Genomic DNA, 17,167 nt, shown 5'->3' with positions numbered 1-17,167 from the left:
CAAGGCATGAAATGAACAGAGGGCCGCTGGGGCCCTCTGTACGCGACACTCTTTGTTAAGGTCAGCGCGCGGCAGCGACTGCGCGACGGGTCATAACACCCACCAGATGCGCACGATATTCCGGCGTGCCATGCAAGTCCGAGATCATTTCATCAGGTGAACATTTCAGGTCTGCAATCGCATCGGCGCTGAAATCCTGCGACAAGGCCGCTTCCGCCTCAGCCCAGCGAAAAACGCCGTTTTCAGACGCGCCGGTTACAGCAACTCGCACGCCTGATGCGTATTTCGCCACGAACACACCTGTCAGCGCAAAGCGTGACGCAGGTTGCAGGAATTTGGCATAGGCTGATTTCTCGGCAATCGGAAAGCGCACCGAGGTGATGATCTCGCCTTCCTCCAGTGCTGTGGTGAACATGCCCTGAAAATAGTCATCCGCTGCAATCTCTCGGGTATTGGTGACAACTGTTGCCCCAGTGCCCAAAGCCGCCGCAGGATAGCAGGCAGACGGGTCGTTATTGGCCAGGCTTCCCCCCAGAGTACCACGATTGCGGACAGCCGGATCCCCGATCTGACCTGCAAGCGCCGCCAATCCGGGGAAATGGCTGGCCGCTTCAGCGGCCACCGTGGCGTGGGTCGTGGCTGCGCCAATGACAAGGCTGCCCCCATCCACACAAACGCCTTTCAACTCGTCAATGCCTGTCAGGCTGACCAGCGTTTCCGGCGCATTCAGCCGCGCCTTCATCGACGGGATCAATGTCTGTCCGCCCGAAAGCGGCAAGGCATCTTCATTGGCAAGTGCGGCAACTGCCTCTGCCACGCTGGAGGGTTTTACGAAGTCAAAGTTATGCATTGGTCTTGCTCCCTCAGGCTTTCATTGCCGCCCAGACGCGCGCAGGCGTCAGGGGCATGTCGATATGGGTGACATGGGTATGGCCCGCGCGGTGCAGCGCGTCGATTGCCGCATTGACCACCGCTGGCGGTGATCCGATCGCGCCCGCCTCGCCGCAGCCTTTCACACCCAGCGGGTTATGCGTGCAGGGCGTGATGCAGCTATGATCCACGGTGAAGCCACGCACATCATCCGCGCGGGGCATGGCATAATCCATGAAGCTGCCGGACAAAAGCTGCCCTTCATCATCATAGGCGCAGTTTTCCAAAAGCGCCTGACCGATCCCTTGCGCAAGCCCCCCATGCACTTGCCCCTCAACAATCATCGGGTTCACGATATTGCCGAAATCATCCGCAGCAATGAAGCGCAGGATGTCAATTTTGCCCGTCTCGGGGTCCAGTTCAATCTCGCAGCCATAGGCGCCCGACGGGTAGGTAAAGTTCGACGGGTCATAGAACGCCGTTTCTTCCAGCCCCGGCTCCAGATCTTCCAGCGGGTAGTTATGTGGCACATAGGCCGCAAGTGTCACACCGGACCAATCCACCGATTTGTCAGTGCCCGCCACGCTGAATTTGCCGTCCTTCAACTCGATATCCTCGGGCGCGGCTTCCAGAAGATGGGCGGCGATTTTCTTGGCCTTGTCGATGATCTTGTTCGTGGCCTTCACAATCGCGGACCCGCCCACCGCAAGGCTACGCGACCCGTAGGTGCCCATGCCCATCGGTGTGTTGGACGTGTCGCCATGGTGAATTTCAATGCTGTTTGCATCCACCCCGATCATGTCGGCCACCACTTGGGCAAAGCTGGTTTCATGCCCCTGCCCGTGGCTGTGGCTGCCGGTATAGACGCTGATGGACCCTGTCGCATTCACCCGCACCGAAGCCGATTCATACAAACCCGCCCGCGCGCCTAACTGGCCCACAAGGTTTGACGGCGCAATCCCGCAAGCCTCAATGTAATGGGCAATGCCAAAGCCGCGCAGCTTGCCGTGTTTGGCACTTTCCGCACGCCGCGCCTCAAAGCCTGCATAATCAGCCAGTTCCAGCATTTTGTCCATCGTGGCGTGGTAATTGCCCGTGTCATAGACCACTGCAACCGGGGTTTGATATGGGAATTCATCTGCCTTGATGAAGTTCTTGCGGCGCAATTCAATCGGGTCCACGCCCAATTCACGCGCGGCCTTGTCCACCAGACGCTCAATCTGGAACGTGGCTTCTGGCCGCCCTGCCCCGCGATAGGCATCGACTGGCACTGTGTTGGTGAACACAGCCTTAACGTTGACGTAAATCAGCGGCGTCTTATAATTGCCCGCCATCAGCGTGCCGTGCAACCATGTGGGAATGGACGGCGCGAAGGTGGACAGATACGCGCCCATATTCGCATAGGTTTCGGTGCGCAGCGCGGTGAAATTATGATCCGCATCCAGCGCCAGTTCGATCTTGGTTTTATGGTCGCGCCCATGTGCATCGGAAATAAACGCCTCGGACCGGGAGGAGGTCCATTTGACAGGGCGTTTGAGAACTTTGGCGGCATAGGTGCAAAACGCTTCTTCGGCATAGTGATAGATTTTTGACCCGAAACCGCCGCCAACATCAGGGGCCACCACGCGCAACTTGTGTTCGGGGATATTCAGCACGAACGCCCCCATCAGCAGCCGGATGACATGCGGGTTCTGGCTGGTGGTATAGAGCGTATGACTGTCGCCCCAAGGGTCATAATCCCCCACGGCGACGCGCGGTTCCATCGGGTTGGCGACAAGGCGGTTATTGGTCAGTTCCAACGACACGACATGCGCAGCACTCTCGAACGCCGCATTCACCGCGTCCTTGTTCTCCTCGACAAAACCCCAGTCATAGCACAGATTGCTTGTCAGCTCGTCATGCACCTTGGGCGCGCCCTCGGCCAGCGCGGCTTTCATATCAACAACCGCTTCCAGTTGTTCGATGTCCACCTCGATCGCTTCGGCTGCATCGCGGGCCTGTTCATAGGTTTCCGCCACCACCGCGCAGATCGGGTCACCCACATGGCGCACCTTGCCTTCGGCCAGAATGGGGTGCTTGGGTTCCTGCATCACCTCGCCGAAACGGTCCGTCACCTGCCAGCCACAAGGCAGGCCACCTGCAGTTTCGAAATCAGCCGCGGTAAACACCTTCAGTACGCCGTCCATCCCTTCGGCGGCGGAAGTGTCAATGCCCCTGATCCGCCCATGCGCCACATCCGAGCGCAGGAAATGCACAAAGCACTGGCCACGCAGGTTGATGTCATCGGTATATTTGCCGTTTCCTGTCAGGAACCGTACATCCTCGCGCCGCTTGGTGCTGGCGCCAATGCCGTCATCTTTAGGCATGAATTCCTCCCATGTTTTCTAAATGTGCCGGGCTGCACCATAGCTGCCCCGTTGCACATGGAATGACTTGCAGCGGCAGATCACTCTGCCGCTAGCGCGCCCGCATCCTGCCCAGAGGCCGCCATCACCGCGCGCACGATGTTCTGATACCCGGTGCAGCGGCAGATATTGCCTTCCAGATAATGCCGCACCTCTTCTTCAGAGGGCTTTGGATTCTCGGCCAGAAGGGCAGCGGTAGACATGACCATGCCGGGCGTGCAGAATCCGCATTGCAACCCGTGATAGTCCTGAAATGCCTGCTGGATGCGGCCCAGACTGCCATCGGGATTTGCCATGCCTTCGACGGTCGTGACCTCTGCCCCTTCCAGATCAGCCGCGAAGGCCGTGCAGGATTTGACCGCCTTGCCGTCAACCAGCACAACGCAAGCGCCACATTGACTGGTATCGCACCCCACATGCGTGCCAGTCAGGCCCAGCAAATCGCGCAGATAGCTTGATAGCAGCGTGCGCCCTTCTGTTGCGGCGCTGACCTCGCGGCCATTTACCTTCATCTTTACCTGAGACATCAATTCCTCCCGTAGAATTTTATACTCGCAGTTAAACACGGTTTCTTGCCCCCGCCTATGCGACCTTGGGCTTAGTCCTTTTGCCCTTGGTTTGGCAGCTTCTCCCCCACTCTGCGGGGGCGCGGGCGGGTTGGGATTTCTTTTAACAACCCTCCAACGCCCATCGCCATGATATCCGCCGCCGTGACAGCCTGACCGCAGATAATGCGTTCCATCACCCAATCGGCACCGTTCAGCGCGGGGCTTTTGGCACAGCCCGGCAACCCGATAACAGGCCGCGCGCCAAGATGGCCCAGAAACAGTAGATTTCCCGGGTCCACTGGCATTCCGAAATGCACCACCTCACCACCTGCCTTGCGCAGCGCTTCGGGGGCTGTGTCATGCAGGTCTGATGTGGCAGAGCCGGTCAGGATCAGAATGACCTCGCCCTTAGCGTCAAGCAATGCTTTCGCAAGGGCTTCGACCTGATGTGGCACAAGACAGATCGGGTCCAATGCCACCCCCAGCCGGCTTAGCCTGGAAGCGGTGACCGCGTGGCCCTTGGTGCCGTCATCATTTGGCTGCACCTGTGTCTGGATCAGGCTGGCGCGGCGAAAGACAGGTGGCGCAAGACGCAAAGCCCCCCGCCCGACAGTGCGTGCCTGTTCCACAGCCGAAGCCGCAACACCGTAAGAGATGATCTTGACCGTTGCGACCATTGCACCCGGCTCAACGCGCATCTGATCGGGCAATGTCGCAACTGTTATTGCGGGGTCCACGGCATTCACGGCATGAACCTGCGCCGCGTTCACCCGCACCAGCCCCGGCCCTTGCGCGACGACATTGACGCGCCCTGTCCCCACGGCGGCCAAGGACAACCCCGCCGCCTGTGGGTCCGGAACCAGCGTTTGCGCAAGCGCAATTGCAGCCGCATCCTCATCGAGGTCCAGCGCGTCCAGCCGGGCCACGGTAACTTCGCTATAGCCTGCCGCTTGAAGCGCGCACAGGTCCGCATCGTCCAGCACCCTGCCCTTGCGCAGACGCCCTGTGCCAAGCGCGACCGAATGCGCCAGCACTGCACCCTTCGCCTCGGACACAGCGACAGGTCCGAATTTCATTTTGGCCCTCGTAATGCGCCGGTGATCTGGGCAAGGGTTGCAAGGGCGATTTCTGCGGGGCTGCGCGCGCCGATATTCAACCCGACAGGCGCATGAATGCGTGCAAGCTGCGCCTCATTCAGGCCTGCGGCGCGCAGCCGGTCCAATCGCTTTGCATGGGTCCGGGATGACCCCAGGCAACCAAGATAGAACACATCCGATTGCAACGCCGTGATAATGGCCGGATCATCCAGTTTGGAATCATGCGTCAAGGTGACGACCGCTGTGCGCGCATCAAGCCCGATGGAAGTCAGCGCCTCATCTGGCCAGTCATGGATCAATGTCTCACCCGGAAACCGCAGATCAGAGGCAAAAGCCTCTCGCGGGTCCACCAGAACAGGTGCGTAGCCCGCAAGCCGCGCCATCGGCAACAGCGCCTGCGCAATATGGACCCCGCCGACAACCACCAACCGCAGGGCCGGGTTATGCAGCGTCACCAGACGCCCCGCTTCATCGCGCCCTGACTGGTCCCGACGGAATCGATCAGCAAACGCAGGGTCTTGGGGCATCGCGATATGGCGCGCCCATGTTGTCAGGTCAGTGACGCAAGCGACCGGAACGCGTTCGGCGCGCGCTGCCACAATGTCACGCAGCACCGCAACGGGCAGACAGGGGATCGCTTCACCCACAGGTTCTACCAGAACCTCGATCGTACCACCGCAGGCAAGCCCGACATCAAACGCTGTTTCATCGGCCACGCCGAAACTCAGCAGGCGTGGCTGACCATCGGCAAGCGCATCAAGTGCCTCGACGACGACTGCGCCTTCGACACAGCCCCCCGACACCGAGCCCATGATCTCGCCTGCGCCAGAGATTGCAAGTTGACTGCCTGCCTGTCGCGGCGCGGACCCCCATGTCTGCACGACAGTCGCCAGAACCGCGCCACGACCGACATCATGCCACTCCAGCGCAACCTCTGGTATCTGATCATAGCGCGCATCCATCGTGCCCCCCCTTCACCAGACCAAAACCACCATGAGGATGGCAGCTAAAAGCGGCCAAGGCAAATACGACCTTGGGCGCATGAGTCTGCGAACGGGGAACGGAGTCTGTGTCGTACTAGAGGAAATGGTCAGGTAGAAAAATCGCGCCGCATCGACATGTCGCTTTGCGAAGAAATCTGGTGTGTGGGACAAACCCGGCGGGGCCAGCGCGCGTCTTGTGCCGCCTTTACCGCACACAGGGATTTCAATGCCAGCTTCAGAATCGCGTTTTCGCGCAGCTCTGAAGACCTGCATACCCGGCGAGTTTTTGCGTCTGTATATGATTGGAACGTATCGGGCATGTCCGTCCTTCCCATGAAGATACCAAACGCTAGCTCAGGTGCTTGTTTCCCTAAATGACATAGATCAACTTCAATAGGCGCAGAAAACATGTCATTTGTATATGCTTTTCTATTGTTCGTACCCTCGACAAAAACCGCGATCCAGTGAAGATACACGCATGAATTATACACACACACACCCATTGCTTGGCAATCCCAATGCATTGGCGATTGCCCATCGCGGGGGCGCGCTGGAAAATGAAGAAAACACTTGGGATGCTTTCACTCACGCCATAGCGCTTGGATACACCCATATGGAATTGGATGTGCACGCAACGCGCGACGGGGTAGTTGTGATTCACCATGACCCCGACCTGAGCCGTGTGTTCAAGGATCCCCGGCAGATCGCGCAGATGGATTACGCCGAACTTGCCCAATTGCGCAGCCCCAAGGGCGCGCAGATTCCAAAACTTGAAGACCTGCTTTCGCACGACCCTAACATCAACCTGATCATTGAGGCGAAAACGCGTGACGTTGTCGAACCCCTCTGCGCTGTGATCCAGCGCCTTGGCGCAATCAAGCGGGTTTGCATCGGCGCTTTTGATCCGGCCTGCACAGCGCAGGCGCGCGCCTTACTTGGCCCGGATCTGCTGTGGTCGCCCGCACATGCACAGGTGGCGCGGCTTTGGGCGCGCGGGTGGGGGCTGCCTCTCAGCCTTGCGGATTTTCGTGTCGTGCAAGTTCCCGCCCGCTGGAAAGGTATTGCCGTCGTGACACCGCGATTCATCCGCGCGGCACATGCGGCTGGAATCGCGGTACAGGTCTGGACAGTGAATGAACGCGCGCAGATGAACCGGCTGCTGGATATGGGGGTTGATGGGCTTATTACAGACAAGCCGACACTTTTGCGAGAAATCCTGATTGAGCGGGGCACATGGCCCCTAAGCGCTTAAGACAAGGACCATGACCGCCGCGTAAAACAGGACACTCGCAACCAGAACAAAGATATGCCAGATCGCAAAGTGATAAGGCAAACGCGTCCACAGATAGAACACCACCCCCGTGGTATAGACCACGCCGCCAAGGATCATCAGGACCAGCGTGGCCGATGGCAGCAGCGGTGCCAGCGATGGCAGGATCAGCACGCCGGCCCAGCCCATCGCCAGATACAGCGCCAACGCGACAAACCGAAACCTGACAGGCGAGAAGAGTTTCAAGGCCGTGCCAAGCGCTGCGGCCACCCATAATCCTGCAAGCAATCCAAGCCCCTGTCCGCTGATCAGGGTAAAAGGCGTATATGTCCCGGCTATCTTGAGGTAGATCGCGGCATGGTCTATCCGCTGCAGCAACCAGTCCAGGCCCGGTTTGATCCCAATGTTATAAAGTGCCGAAGCGCCAAGCATCGCAAGCAGACACACCCCATAAACAGTGATTGCGACAATGAAACTGGAAGACCCTGTTTCGAGACTGCGCATTATCGCAGCCCCGATCAATACCGGCACAGCCAGTAGCGCCGCGCCCACACCAGAGATATGGATCACGGAATCAAGGCGCCGCTCGGCGCGGCTATACCCCTCTCTGGGTGCAAAAAAACGCGACATGCGAATTACTCCTTAGGCAAAGGTATCGCACCCGCCATGCTTTGCGAAGATCAATCTCAGCCACGATCTGTATGACCATACGTCAACATCCTGACGCGCAAATTGCTTGATTTTCAGCGTCAACCCGCCTAGCCCCCTGTTCAGCAACACAGAGATAAAGAGGCGATGATGACCCTTCAGCTACATATGGATGACCTGCCTGATGGGCTTGATCTGGGGCCGGTGGTCGCGATTGACTGTGAATCCATGGGGCTGAACCCGCATCGTGACCGGCTGTGCGTGGTCCAACTCTCATCCGGGGATGGCACCGCGCATCTGGTACAGGTCGCTAAAAATATTGCGCCTGCCCCGAATTTGACCCGCCTTTTGACAGACCCGGATGTATTGAAACTATTTCACTTTGGGCGCTTCGATATCGCATTGCTGTTGCACAGCTATGGCGTCACAACGGCGCCGGTATATTGCACCAAGATTGCATCGCGCCTTGTGCGGACCTATACCGACCGGCATGGGCTGAAATATTTGCTGTCAGAACTGGTCGGCGTCGATATTTCCAAACAACAGCAAAGCTCCGATTGGGGTGCGCCGGGTCTGACAGAGGCGCAGCAGACCTATGCCGCCTCTGATGTTCTGTATCTGCACCGCTTGCGTGATGTTCTGGAAACGATGCTTGCACGCGAAGGACGGACGGATCTGGCGCAACGGTGTTTCGACTTCCTGCCAACCCGCGCCGAACTTGACCTTCTGGGCTGGCCCGAAACCGACATTTTTTCTCATTAGGACTGCGGGATTGGTTGCGAAGACTCGACACTCACCCTTGGGCGAATCCGTTATCCAGATCCTGCGTCTGGTGCTTCCTTTAGGTGCGCTCGCCCTGCTCTCGACCGTCTTTCTGCTGTCCAGCGGGGTGGACCCGCAGCGCGCTGTCGAGATGTCGGATATCAATGTCGAAGAACTGACCCGCGACCCGCGTATCGGAGAGGCCAGGTTCGCAGGTGTTACTGCGGAAGCGACTGCATTGACGATCGTTGCACATTCCGTGCGTTCGGTTGGCGATTTACGCGAAGATGGCCCGGTGTTGCTATACCTTGACACACCCAGCGGTGAACTGAAGTTTCCTACCGGTCGCATCGCCACCTTTCGCGGGGCCGAAGGGCAGATAGACCAGTTACAAGACCAGATCACGCTCAGCGGTTCGGTTGTTCTGGAAACCTCTGACGGTTACCTCATGACCATGCCCAAACTGGTTGCGGCAATCCAGTCGACTCATGTCCGGGGTAGCGGTGGCATAACCGGCCAAGCACCGGCAGGCGATATTTCGGCCGATACGGTCGAGCTGACGCCGTCAGAAGAGCAGAGTGACGGATATCTGCTTGCGTTTAAGGGTAATGTCAGGCTGATATACTTCCCAGATAATTAGAGGAGGCTGTGCTGTGCGCGCATCAGCAACGATCCGGACTGCACTGGCGCTGATCCTGTTCAGTGCACATGCAGCCGCAGCGCAGGGAACCGGACTGAGTTTTTCGGGGCTGGATGCTGTGCGCGGTCTGCCGGTAGAGGTCCGTTCAGACGAATTGCGGGTCGATAACAGCACAGGCGAGACCCTGTTTTCAGGAAATGCCGTGCTAGGGCAAGGCGATATGCGGATTGCGGCCCCGCAGATCCGCATAATCTATGCCACCGAAAATGGTGGGCGCATTGAACGCCTCGAAGCGTCAGGCGGCGTCACCTTGGTCACAGCCGAAGAAGCTGCCGAAGCCCAAAGCGCAGTATACGAAGTGGCTGCGGGAACGGTGACGATGCGGGGCGATGTGATCTTGACACAGGGCCAGAATGTGCTGTCCGGCGACACACTCAATGTCAATCTGCGCAGCGGGCAAGGCCGCATGGACGGCAATGTTCGCACAATCATCCAGACTAACCCCTGACCTGATGCCGCTTTCCGATTCATCCAGCCTGCCTGCGGCACTCGAAGTCACGAAGCTTCAGAAAAGTTACGGCAAGCGGGTTATTATCCGCGATGTTTCCTTGCATTTGCACCCCGGCGAAGTGGTTGCCCTGCTTGGCCCGAACGGTTGCGGCAAAACCACATGTTTCTATTGCATCGCCGGCATCGTTCGCCACGAAGGGGGCGCGGTCTTTATTGACGGCAAGGAAGCCACCGGATTGCCCCTGTATCAGCGCGCGCGTCAGGGACTGGGCTATCTTCCACAGGAAATGTCTATCTTTCGTGGCCTCAGCGTTGCCCAGAATATCATGGCGGTGCTGGAATTATCCGTGCCGGATAGAACGCAGCGCCAAAACAGATTACAGCAACTGTTGCAGGAGTTTTCCATCGAACATCTGCGCGACTCGCCCGCCATGGCGCTGTCAGGGGGCGAGCGTCGCCGTGTCGAGATTGCGCGCGCCCTCGCGGCCAACCCCCGCTATGTCTTGCTGGATGAACCCTTTGCAGGCGTCGACCCCATCGCCGTCGGAGAGATTCGCGCGCTGGTCGCTGATCTGAAGACACGTGGCCTTGGGGTGTTGATAACTGACCACAATGTTCGTGAAACGCTGGCTATCGTGGACCGCGCCTATATTCTGGATGATGGCAAAGTGTTGAAAACAGGCACACCCGCTGAGGTTGTGGCCGATAGCGACGTGCGCAGGGTCTATCTGGGTGCAGATTTCAGATTGGACTAAGGCGATCTTGGGGGCGCAAACCCGCACGAGAAAGCATTGACAACCCCCTGCTATCCGTTGCCAAATACAAGTATGAGGCACGCTCTGGCACCGTACGGACAAACACTGCAAAGGTGGTCAAAGACAGGGCAAGCGGCGCAAAATTTTATGATGGGGCGAGAATTGCCCTGTCAAAACAGCGAGGAGAAGCGCATGCGTTATCAGATTAGCGGCAGACATATTGATATCGGAGAGGCATTACAAACCCATGTGAAAGCCGAATTTGGCGAGTTGGTAGAGAAGTACCAGCAACGGCCGACAGAGGCGGTCGTCGTCTTCTCGCGTGATGCACATAACCATGTCTGCGAAGCAACTCTGCATATGTCCACCGGATTGACTGCAGCGGCGAAGGCCCATGCAACCGAAATTTACGCCGCATTCGAATCCTGCCGCGAGAAACTGGACAAGCAGTTGCGCCGTTACAAGCGCCGATTGAAGGATCATCACCGCGACCGTGCAACCCCGGTTGAGTTTGCCGACGCTTCGTCCTATATCCTCGCATCAGACAAGACCGAGCCCGCAGACGAGCCCGACTCGTTGCAGCCGATCATAATCGCAGAGATGGAAACACGTATTCCCTCTCTCTCCGCAGGAGAAGCCGTGATGCAGATGGAGCTAGCACATGCCCCGGTTCTGGTGTTCAGAAACGAACGCCATGGTGGGCTGAATGTTGTTTATCGGCGTGACGACGGCAATATCGGCTGGGTCGACCCACAATAACCTCAGACTCTATCGGGACCACCCTCGCGGCATGATTGCGGGGGTGGTTTGCTTTTTCTCAATTCCTACGGGAGACGTCCTGCTATGGCCATGTCGACGCTTCTCAATCCAAAGGCGGTGCGCTTTATTGCATCTGCAACCAGCAAGAAACGCCTGTTTCAAAGTATCGCGGAAGTCGCGCAATCCGTCTATGAACTGGACAGTGAAAGCGTGATAAACGCGCTTCAGGAACGTGAAAGCCTGGGGCCGACTGGTGTAGGACATGGCGTTGCGGTGCCACATGCCCGGCTGGACGGCGTCGATCATGTGCTGGGGGTGTTCTTTCGTCTTGAAAAGCCATTGGATTACGGATCGGTGGACAAGGCGCCGGTTGATCTGGTCTTTGCGTTGTTTGCTCCGCGCGAAGCAGGGGTAGAGCATTTGAAGGCACTGGCTTTCATCTCGCGGACATTGCGCAACCCGCAGACATGCGAGAAATTGCGCGCAAACGAAGACCCAGCCAAGATTTACGCGATCCTGAGCAGCACCGAGTCAAGCAAGGCAGCCTGACTCGATACCACGGATGCATAACAATACGGCTTAATCTGCGCTGTAATCCTGAAAGCCCAGCATTTCATAATCTAGCCCATATGCCGCGCGCCCGGCCTGCTCTACTGTTTGGTCATAAATCGCCGCAAGCTGTAGCACTCCGCGCTGTGGCTTTGGCTCTAGATCAGGAGTGGTGCAGCCAAGCCTGTCGCAAATCTCGGACAGTTCTTCACTCAGGTTTTCCTCTCGCACCAGTCGGTGCAAAGGGCATTGCGTCGAAATCCCTTCGATAATCCGCGACTGGCTTGCCCAGATCGGTCGTGTCTGCACCGCTGTCTGACCGTTCAGATTGGCCTGAACGAATTTCAGAAATCCCAGAAATGCAGTACGATGCTTTTCAGACTCAAATGATGCAAGATCAGACTTGTCTTGCGGCAATTCAAACCCGTGCAAACGTTCAATAAACGCGCGGACATTGACCCTTTTGCCCAACAAGACCTGATCGACAAATACATCATGCGCGCGCTGCAACGGGTGGCGCAACACTGTGAATGCCATACGACGCGGATTTGCGCGCTGCCAGTCGCGCCATGTTTCGCGCGTGAAGTTTGACAAAAGGCCCTCTGCCCCGTTGCCATCAATTCTGCCCATCCATTGCAAAATCTGGCGTTCGGAACACCCCGGAACTGGGGCATAGATCAGAGGTTGGCTGTGGCAGGCGCGGTATGCCCACAGGATGGGTGGATGCGGCGGCTCAAAATTCGGGCTTCGCGCCAGATTGAACCGGTCCAGGCGTGCGATACCCTCTGCAACGGCTTCGGGATTAACCAGCTTCTCATCCAGAGTTTCGGGATTTTGTCGTTTCAGTTTGCGTGGCAGTTCGTCAATCGTCTCGTCAAGGCCAAGCCATTGCGCCAGGCCATTCAGCACTTCGAGCGACTTGATATCCTCGTATGAAATGAAGAACGCCGTCTGCCCGGTGGTCTGCAACATGCTTTGAATACGACACTGGAAATCCTGCAGCTTTCTGACATGCGCCTCGAATTCTGATGGGTCGAAGGCAACCTTTGCAGCCTTGCGCTGACTGACATCGCCCAGACGCCATTGCTGGGTGGATTGCGCAATTTTCAACGAGACGTAGGACTCAAGCGGATTGCGGGTCAGGATGATCTTTGCGCAGCTTCTTTCACGCATGAAGCGATCCAGAACCCGTGGTTCATGATCATGAAAATATCGAAAGCCCGTCAGTCCGGGTTGCTGCGCGAAACACGATAGAAATGCTTGGGGATTGTCGTCCCGCGCGGCCTTGTCGAAGCCAAACAAACTCTCGGTATTCGGGTAGCCAATGAAATGCGGATTAAACGCCTCACCGTGACAGACCAGACCTTCAAACTGGTTCAGGCAGGATTCCAGCAGGTTCGATCCTGTTCGCATCTCTGCCAGAACAACAAAATACCGAAAACGGGTTCCTCGCGACATCACATACTCTCAGTTCTGCTCGGGTATCACAGTTGAAAATCTTTTAGTAACGGTGTCGGCAGTCCATTATCGCGCAATTGTGCAACAAAAATGTCGAAGCCGTTCATATCTGCCAGCCGTGGCATCCCGTGGGCATGCAGCGCAGGCGCGCTGGCATAATCCTTTACGATCAAGGCTAGTCTGGAGTCTGCGTCTTCAAGCATCTCTGCCACAGACCAGAGTCGAACATTGGCCAAGGTCCAACGGGATTGCAGGATCGCGACCCAATCCTCTTCACGCTTCTGCAACTCTGCAATGCGCGCAATCACCGCGTCATCCACAACGCCACGACGCCACAGCGGCAAGATCCAGGCCCCGCGGATAACATTTATTTCCGCGTTCAGGTCGGTTGCCATAAACCAGTTCACCTCATGGTCCATGCTGTCTTCTGGCCCATAGGCAAAGCACTGGCGTTCACCGCGCGTTGCCCAAAGCAGATTGGTCAGAAACATGCGCGGATTATAATCACGGATTGCGGCAGAATTGCTGATGGCGCCATGCCAGACTTTGGCACCACCGTGAAATTGCACAGCCTCAGGCGCAAAAAGATGGCCATGCACGCGCGTTCCAAGCACCTGCCCCAACCAATGCTCGAAATTCTCGAACATATGGTCAAAACCGGAAAAGACAGCATAAGGTCCAGCCGTCTTGCTGCCGGAACTGTCTACTTTCGGCATGCGGCTTTGCATATACAACCCCGCACGCCCTTCAAGGCGCTGCTTTTCCGCCAATTCGAAATAGCGGTCGATCTTGGCGGGTTCCGCAGGCAGAGGCGGTGTTTTCGCGGGAAGATCAGACAAGAAGAAGTCATACAGACGCGACGCATCCGGCCAGATCTTGCGCGCCATGAAGCAATCTGAACGGCGCAGCAATTGCAGGTGGTCATCATAAAAGAGGTTGGGGCGGCCATTGCGGTCGAATTTCACCAGCGTCAATGACCTGCTCTTGACCTCTGTCGCATGCAGACGCGCCAATGTCTGAAAATACGACTCATCTGGAATCCAGTTGCGTCGGAAATACCGTTCAAAGCGCGGGCGTTTGGGGTCATTCAGGATCGCCGACAAAGTGGCGCGACTCAGGCACCACCATTGCGACCCCATATGAGGGCGCAGGGGACGCGGGATGTGACGCCGGATTTTCCACTTGCGCTGAAACTCCACGAACCAGTCAAAAAGCGCCCTCTGCCGACGCCAGTTGAACGGGTAATACAGGGTGAAACGTTCTTCCGACAGCCCACCCATGATCCATGTGGCATGTTCGACCGAAACGGATTCAATAAAATCCGTGTTGGGGGATTTTTGCAGATAGGCGACCATCTCGGCCGCCGGACGCAACGGCAGACATGCGCCAGAGGTCAGCAAGACATGATTTACGTCCGCAAACTCTGTCAGCAGCAGCTCAGACGCATCTTGGGTCGCCGCCACAATCTGCCACGATCCCCAATCGCAGCGGTGACGCGCGCTGAAGCGCAGCAAGGGATGGGCACCAAGATCGTCTTTCAGTTTTTGAAATGCCGACGCTGAAACCGCACGGTCAACATGCATCACCACAGGGCAACTTGCATCCAGCCAGAATCGGGCAACCTGTGCAGCGCGTTCCAATGCTGTGTGACACAGCATCACGACCCCCAGAGTGGCGCTGGACGCTGTCATGCCCAATCCCCTTTCGACATCAGCCCCAGAATCTCCAACTGTCGCCAATTGATATACTCTGTCGACCATTCACACCATAAATCCTGCGAGGCTGATAGGCTTGACTGATAAGCCTGATATTCCCGGCTGCCTGCATAATGTTCGCCGCGTTGCAATTCTTCCTGTGTCTTCGCGAGGATTGTATCGAGGAACTTGGCATGCAGCAAAACGCCGGATGCATCCTCGCCCCCGGCATCGTCATATACCTTGTTCAACCCGCGCGGCAGCAGCATATGGGTTGAACTGGTATATGCATATTTGCGCGACCAGTGCACCAATGGCGTCTTGTTCAGTGCGGGTGCCATTTCCGGGGTTTGCGACATGATCAGACGCTGACGCACCCCCCCCTGAATCCAGAGGTTGTTATACTTTGCATTGCGCCGGATGCTGAAATTTCCGGAGTCGAACCAGCGTGCAATCTCGAACGGGTCCTGGCCGGATTGGTAAGGCTGCGCAGCGATCGGACCTTTGGGGTACATATCCAGCAACATCGCCCCGAACGATCGCCGCCCCTGACTGTCCAGCCAGTCGGTCAGCGCCTGCAAGGGGCGTGTGTCGCAGAACGGATATACCAGAAACTCATCCACATCCAGAACCAGCACCCAATGCCCTTCGCCGTAGCGCCAAAGCAGATGGTTCAACCAGTCCACACCATAGCTAGCGCGCTTATAGCTGTCGCTTGTCACCCAGACCGAAACATCGCGCTGCGCTTCAAGATATTCTGTGGTTCCGTCGGTCGAGCCGTTATCGACCATCAGAAAATGCTGCACGCCCTGCGCGCGGTAATATTCCAGAAAATAAGGCAGCCGCACCAATTCATTGCGCAGGGTTACGAAAGCAAGAATATCACCAGCGCGTATAGCATCCGCACGATTTGCGCGCGATGACAGGCTGGCGCTTTTGCGAAGGCATCGCAGCAGCTTTGCATGCCGTTCTGCGCGCAACCTTAGCTGACTGAGCACACCCATATTCTAGTAAACCCTCACGCGCGCTCTGCCATCTTGGTATAATCGCTTAACTCGGCCATAACTTTGATTTTCACATGCACCCGGACGCTACTGACGGCCTGCCAAACCCTTTTTTCAATCCCTCTCTGTCTACGACAGTTATGGACCATTTGCCTACCCACCTGCCGCGTGTTTTCGCTTGGTATGCTTAATAGTCGCCCAGCTTTCACGCCCAGCCACCACGAGACATCAGGCCAAGCTCTTCCAATTGCTCCCAACCCTCGAATCTGGTTGACATCGGACACCACAGGTCAGGGGCTTCTGACACTGCATCGTAATAGCTGTCAAACACAGGTGCATTCCCGAAATGCTCTGCGCGGTGCTTTTCGATCCGGGACTTTTGCACCACACTCGCCATGAATTTGGTGTGCAGCATAACGCCGGAAATCCCCTCTCCACCATCTGTTGAAAAACACCTGTTCAACACGCGCGGCAAAATGGAGTGGGTGGAATTGACCCAGACATAGTGCCAACTCCATTTGATAAGCGGCAATTTGGTCAGTGTCGGGGCACGTTGCGGTGCAGTGGCAAAAAATTGCCGCGCGCGCGGGCCGCCTTGGATCAGAAGGCAATCCAGCAACGGCTTGTGCATGATGGTATAATTTGCCGCATCAAACCAGTTCAGGGTCTGGCACGGGTCCGCGCCTGCAGGGCATGGCACAGAATCCAGCGGGCCTTTGGGGTAAAGTTCCAGCATCATCGCGGGCAAAACGCCCTGCCCCTCTGCCTCAAGCCAGCCCGTCAGGGCAGAGAGCGGTCGGCTCTGCCAATGCGGATAGATCAGCAACTCATCCGCATCTGCGACAAGACACCAATGCCCGTTGCCGTGCCGCAGCATTAGCCATGTGATCCAGTCCATCCCGAAACGAGACTGCTTGTAGCTGGCATCGGTCGCGTAAACCGTCACATCAGGTTGCGCCAGTAATGTCTCGCGCGTGCCATCAGTGCTGCCATTGTCTATGAAGATGAAATGCTGCACTCCAAGACGGCGATAATGGTGCAGGAACCAGTCAATGCGCTCGGCCTCGTTGCGGATCGTGCAGAACAGAAGGATGGCGTTCTTATCCCACCGCCCGCGTCGCAGACATTTTAACTGATGCGCGCGCGCAATTGCGCGCGCCCTCAGCCGCCTGCGTTTCCAGTGCATGCGAAACGTAAACCAGCGATCTTTCAAAT

17 protein-coding genes are annotated in these 17,167 nt (G+C 57.1%); 7 read left to right on the top strand and 10 right to left on the bottom strand.

The annotated features are described in order from the left end of the window. Window positions 1–61 precede the first annotated feature (61 nt). The 5 genes from EV660_RS05520 to EV660_RS05500 form a co-directional block, all read right to left on the bottom strand. Window positions 62–850 (bottom strand): FAD binding domain-containing protein, encoded by a 789-nt coding sequence (locus EV660_RS05520; protein ID WP_071480746.1) that lies wholly within the window; start codon window positions 848–850, stop codon window positions 62–64. A 13-nt stretch (window positions 851–863) separates the two neighbouring features. Further along, complete coding sequence (locus EV660_RS05515; RefSeq protein WP_071480745.1) at window positions 864–3,236, bottom strand: xanthine dehydrogenase family protein molybdopterin-binding subunit; 2,373 nt, start codon at window positions 3,234–3,236, stop codon at window positions 864–866. An 80-nt stretch (window positions 3,237–3,316) separates the two neighbouring features. After that, window positions 3,317–3,802, bottom strand: a complete 486-nt coding sequence (locus EV660_RS05510; RefSeq protein ID WP_071480744.1) for a (2Fe-2S)-binding protein — start codon at window positions 3,800–3,802, stop codon at window positions 3,317–3,319. A gap of 71 nt (window positions 3,803–3,873) precedes the next feature. Further along, the gene (locus EV660_RS05505; protein WP_071480743.1) at window positions 3,874–4,899 is read right to left on the bottom strand and encodes a molybdopterin-binding protein; all 1,026 of its coding nucleotides are present in this window, start codon (window positions 4,897–4,899) and stop codon (window positions 3,874–3,876) included. Next, on the bottom strand, window positions 4,896–5,882 hold the full coding sequence (locus tag EV660_RS05500) for an XdhC family protein (RefSeq protein ID WP_071480742.1): 987 nt from the start codon (window positions 5,880–5,882) through the stop codon (window positions 4,896–4,898). Before EV660_RS05500 ends, EV660_RS05505 begins: the two co-directional genes overlap by 4 nt. 499 nt (window positions 5,883–6,381) lie before the next feature. Between EV660_RS05500 and EV660_RS05495 the strand changes: the two genes are divergently transcribed. Beyond that, window positions 6,382–7,155, top strand: a complete 774-nt coding sequence (locus tag EV660_RS05495) for a glycerophosphodiester phosphodiesterase family protein (protein WP_071482114.1) — start codon at window positions 6,382–6,384, stop codon at window positions 7,153–7,155. Here EV660_RS05495 and trhA read toward each other — a convergent pair. Continuing rightward, window positions 7,144–7,803, bottom strand: a complete 660-nt coding sequence (gene trhA / locus EV660_RS05490) for a PAQR family membrane homeostasis protein TrhA (RefSeq protein ID WP_071480741.1) — start codon at window positions 7,801–7,803, stop codon at window positions 7,144–7,146. The genes EV660_RS05495 and trhA overlap by 12 nt on opposite strands. A 168-nt stretch (window positions 7,804–7,971) precedes the next feature. Here trhA and EV660_RS05485 point away from each other — a divergent pair, with 168 nt between their 5' ends. The 6 genes from EV660_RS05485 (at window position 7,972) to EV660_RS05460 (ending at window position 11,796) form a co-directional block, all read left to right on the top strand. Then, entirely contained in the window at window positions 7,972–8,583 is a 612-nt protein-coding gene (locus tag EV660_RS05485) for a ribonuclease D (RefSeq protein ID WP_071482113.1), read from the top strand. Between the two features lie 37 nt (window positions 8,584–8,620). Then, window positions 8,621–9,223, top strand: coding sequence for a hypothetical protein (locus EV660_RS05480; protein ID WP_071480740.1), 603 nt, complete (start codon window positions 8,621–8,623; stop codon window positions 9,221–9,223). 13 nt (window positions 9,224–9,236) lie between these two features. Further along, on the top strand, window positions 9,237–9,731 hold the full coding sequence (locus EV660_RS05475) for an LptA/OstA family protein (protein WP_232727274.1): 495 nt from the start codon (window positions 9,237–9,239) through the stop codon (window positions 9,729–9,731). Between the two features lie 4 nt (window positions 9,732–9,735). After that, a complete protein-coding gene (gene lptB / locus EV660_RS05470) occupies window positions 9,736–10,488 on the top strand; it encodes an LPS export ABC transporter ATP-binding protein (protein ID WP_071480739.1) in 753 nt (250 codons plus the stop codon). Between the two features lie 192 nt (window positions 10,489–10,680). Then, window positions 10,681–11,247 (top strand): ribosome hibernation-promoting factor, HPF/YfiA family, encoded by a 567-nt coding sequence (gene hpf / locus EV660_RS05465; protein ID WP_071482111.1) that lies wholly within the window; start codon window positions 10,681–10,683, stop codon window positions 11,245–11,247. A gap of 84 nt (window positions 11,248–11,331) precedes the next feature. Further along, window positions 11,332–11,796, top strand: coding sequence for a PTS sugar transporter subunit IIA (locus EV660_RS05460; protein ID WP_071480738.1), 465 nt, complete (start codon window positions 11,332–11,334; stop codon window positions 11,794–11,796). A gap of 30 nt (window positions 11,797–11,826) precedes the next feature. Here EV660_RS05460 and EV660_RS05455 read toward each other — a convergent pair whose 3' ends face one another. The 4 genes from EV660_RS05455 to EV660_RS05440 all read right to left on the bottom strand — a co-directional run bounded on the left by EV660_RS05455 (window position 11,827) and on the right by EV660_RS05440 (window position 17,138). After that, window positions 11,827–13,209 carry a nodulation protein NodH gene (locus EV660_RS05455; RefSeq protein ID WP_134013908.1) on the bottom strand — a complete coding sequence of 461 codons (1,383 nt, stop codon included), beginning with the start codon at window positions 13,207–13,209 and terminating at the stop codon, window positions 11,827–11,829. A 71-nt stretch (window positions 13,210–13,280) separates the two neighbouring features. Next, the gene (locus tag EV660_RS05450; protein ID WP_071480736.1) at window positions 13,281–14,945 is read right to left on the bottom strand and encodes a DUF5927 domain-containing protein; all 1,665 of its coding nucleotides are present in this window, start codon (window positions 14,943–14,945) and stop codon (window positions 13,281–13,283) included. Then, window positions 14,942–15,952 (bottom strand): glycosyltransferase family 2 protein, encoded by a 1,011-nt coding sequence (locus EV660_RS05445; protein WP_071480735.1) that lies wholly within the window; start codon window positions 15,950–15,952, stop codon window positions 14,942–14,944. The genes EV660_RS05450 and EV660_RS05445 overlap by 4 nt, the downstream gene beginning before the upstream one ends. A 205-nt stretch (window positions 15,953–16,157) precedes the next feature. Then, window positions 16,158–17,138 (bottom strand): glycosyltransferase family 2 protein, encoded by a 981-nt coding sequence (locus EV660_RS05440; protein ID WP_084635108.1) that lies wholly within the window; start codon window positions 17,136–17,138, stop codon window positions 16,158–16,160. Window positions 17,139–17,167: the final 29 nt, after the last annotated feature.

The organism is Roseinatronobacter bogoriensis DSM 18756 (assembly GCF_004366635.1).
Classification (GTDB): Bacteria; Pseudomonadota; Alphaproteobacteria; order Rhodobacterales; family Rhodobacteraceae; genus Roseinatronobacter; species Roseinatronobacter bogoriensis.
Note: the sequence above shows the minus strand (reverse complement) of the source record. Positions and strands in the feature narration are given on the sequence as shown.

Excerpts from the sequence above, each read along its gene's own strand:
- EV660_RS05520 (WP_071480746.1), bottom strand. The coding sequence starts at position 850 with ATGCATAACTTTGACTTCGTAAAACCCTCCAGCGTGGCAGAGGCAGTT.
- EV660_RS05515 (WP_071480745.1), bottom strand. The coding sequence starts at position 3,236 with ATGCCTAAAGATGACGGCATTGGCGCCAGCACCAAGCGGCGCGAGGAT.
- EV660_RS05510 (WP_071480744.1), bottom strand. The coding sequence starts at position 3,802 with ATGTCTCAGGTAAAGATGAAGGTAAATGGCCGCGAGGTCAGCGCCGCA.
- EV660_RS05505 (WP_071480743.1), bottom strand. The coding sequence starts at position 4,899 with ATGAAATTCGGACCTGTCGCTGTGTCCGAGGCGAAGGGTGCAGTGCTG.
- EV660_RS05500 (WP_071480742.1), bottom strand. The coding sequence starts at position 5,882 with ATGGATGCGCGCTATGATCAGATACCAGAGGTTGCGCTGGAGTGGCAT.
- EV660_RS05495 (WP_071482114.1), top strand. The coding sequence starts at position 6,382 with ATGAATTATACACACACACACCCATTGCTTGGCAATCCCAATGCATTG.
- trhA (WP_071480741.1), bottom strand. The coding sequence starts at position 7,803 with ATGTCGCGTTTTTTTGCACCCAGAGAGGGGTATAGCCGCGCCGAGCGG.
- EV660_RS05485 (WP_071482113.1), top strand. The coding sequence starts at position 7,972 with ATGACCCTTCAGCTACATATGGATGACCTGCCTGATGGGCTTGATCTG.
- lptB (WP_071480739.1), top strand. The coding sequence starts at position 9,736 with ATGCCGCTTTCCGATTCATCCAGCCTGCCTGCGGCACTCGAAGTCACG.
- hpf (WP_071482111.1), top strand. The coding sequence starts at position 10,681 with ATGCGTTATCAGATTAGCGGCAGACATATTGATATCGGAGAGGCATTA.
- EV660_RS05460 (WP_071480738.1), top strand. The coding sequence starts at position 11,332 with ATGGCCATGTCGACGCTTCTCAATCCAAAGGCGGTGCGCTTTATTGCA.
- EV660_RS05455 (WP_134013908.1), bottom strand. The coding sequence starts at position 13,209 with ATGCGAACAGGATCGAACCTGCTGGAATCCTGCCTGAACCAGTTTGAA.
- EV660_RS05450 (WP_071480736.1), bottom strand. The coding sequence starts at position 14,945 with ATGACAGCGTCCAGCGCCACTCTGGGGGTCGTGATGCTGTGTCACACA.
- EV660_RS05445 (WP_071480735.1), bottom strand. The coding sequence starts at position 15,952 with ATGGGTGTGCTCAGTCAGCTAAGGTTGCGCGCAGAACGGCATGCAAAG.
- EV660_RS05440 (WP_084635108.1), bottom strand. The coding sequence starts at position 17,138 with ATGCACTGGAAACGCAGGCGGCTGAGGGCGCGCGCAATTGCGCGCGCG.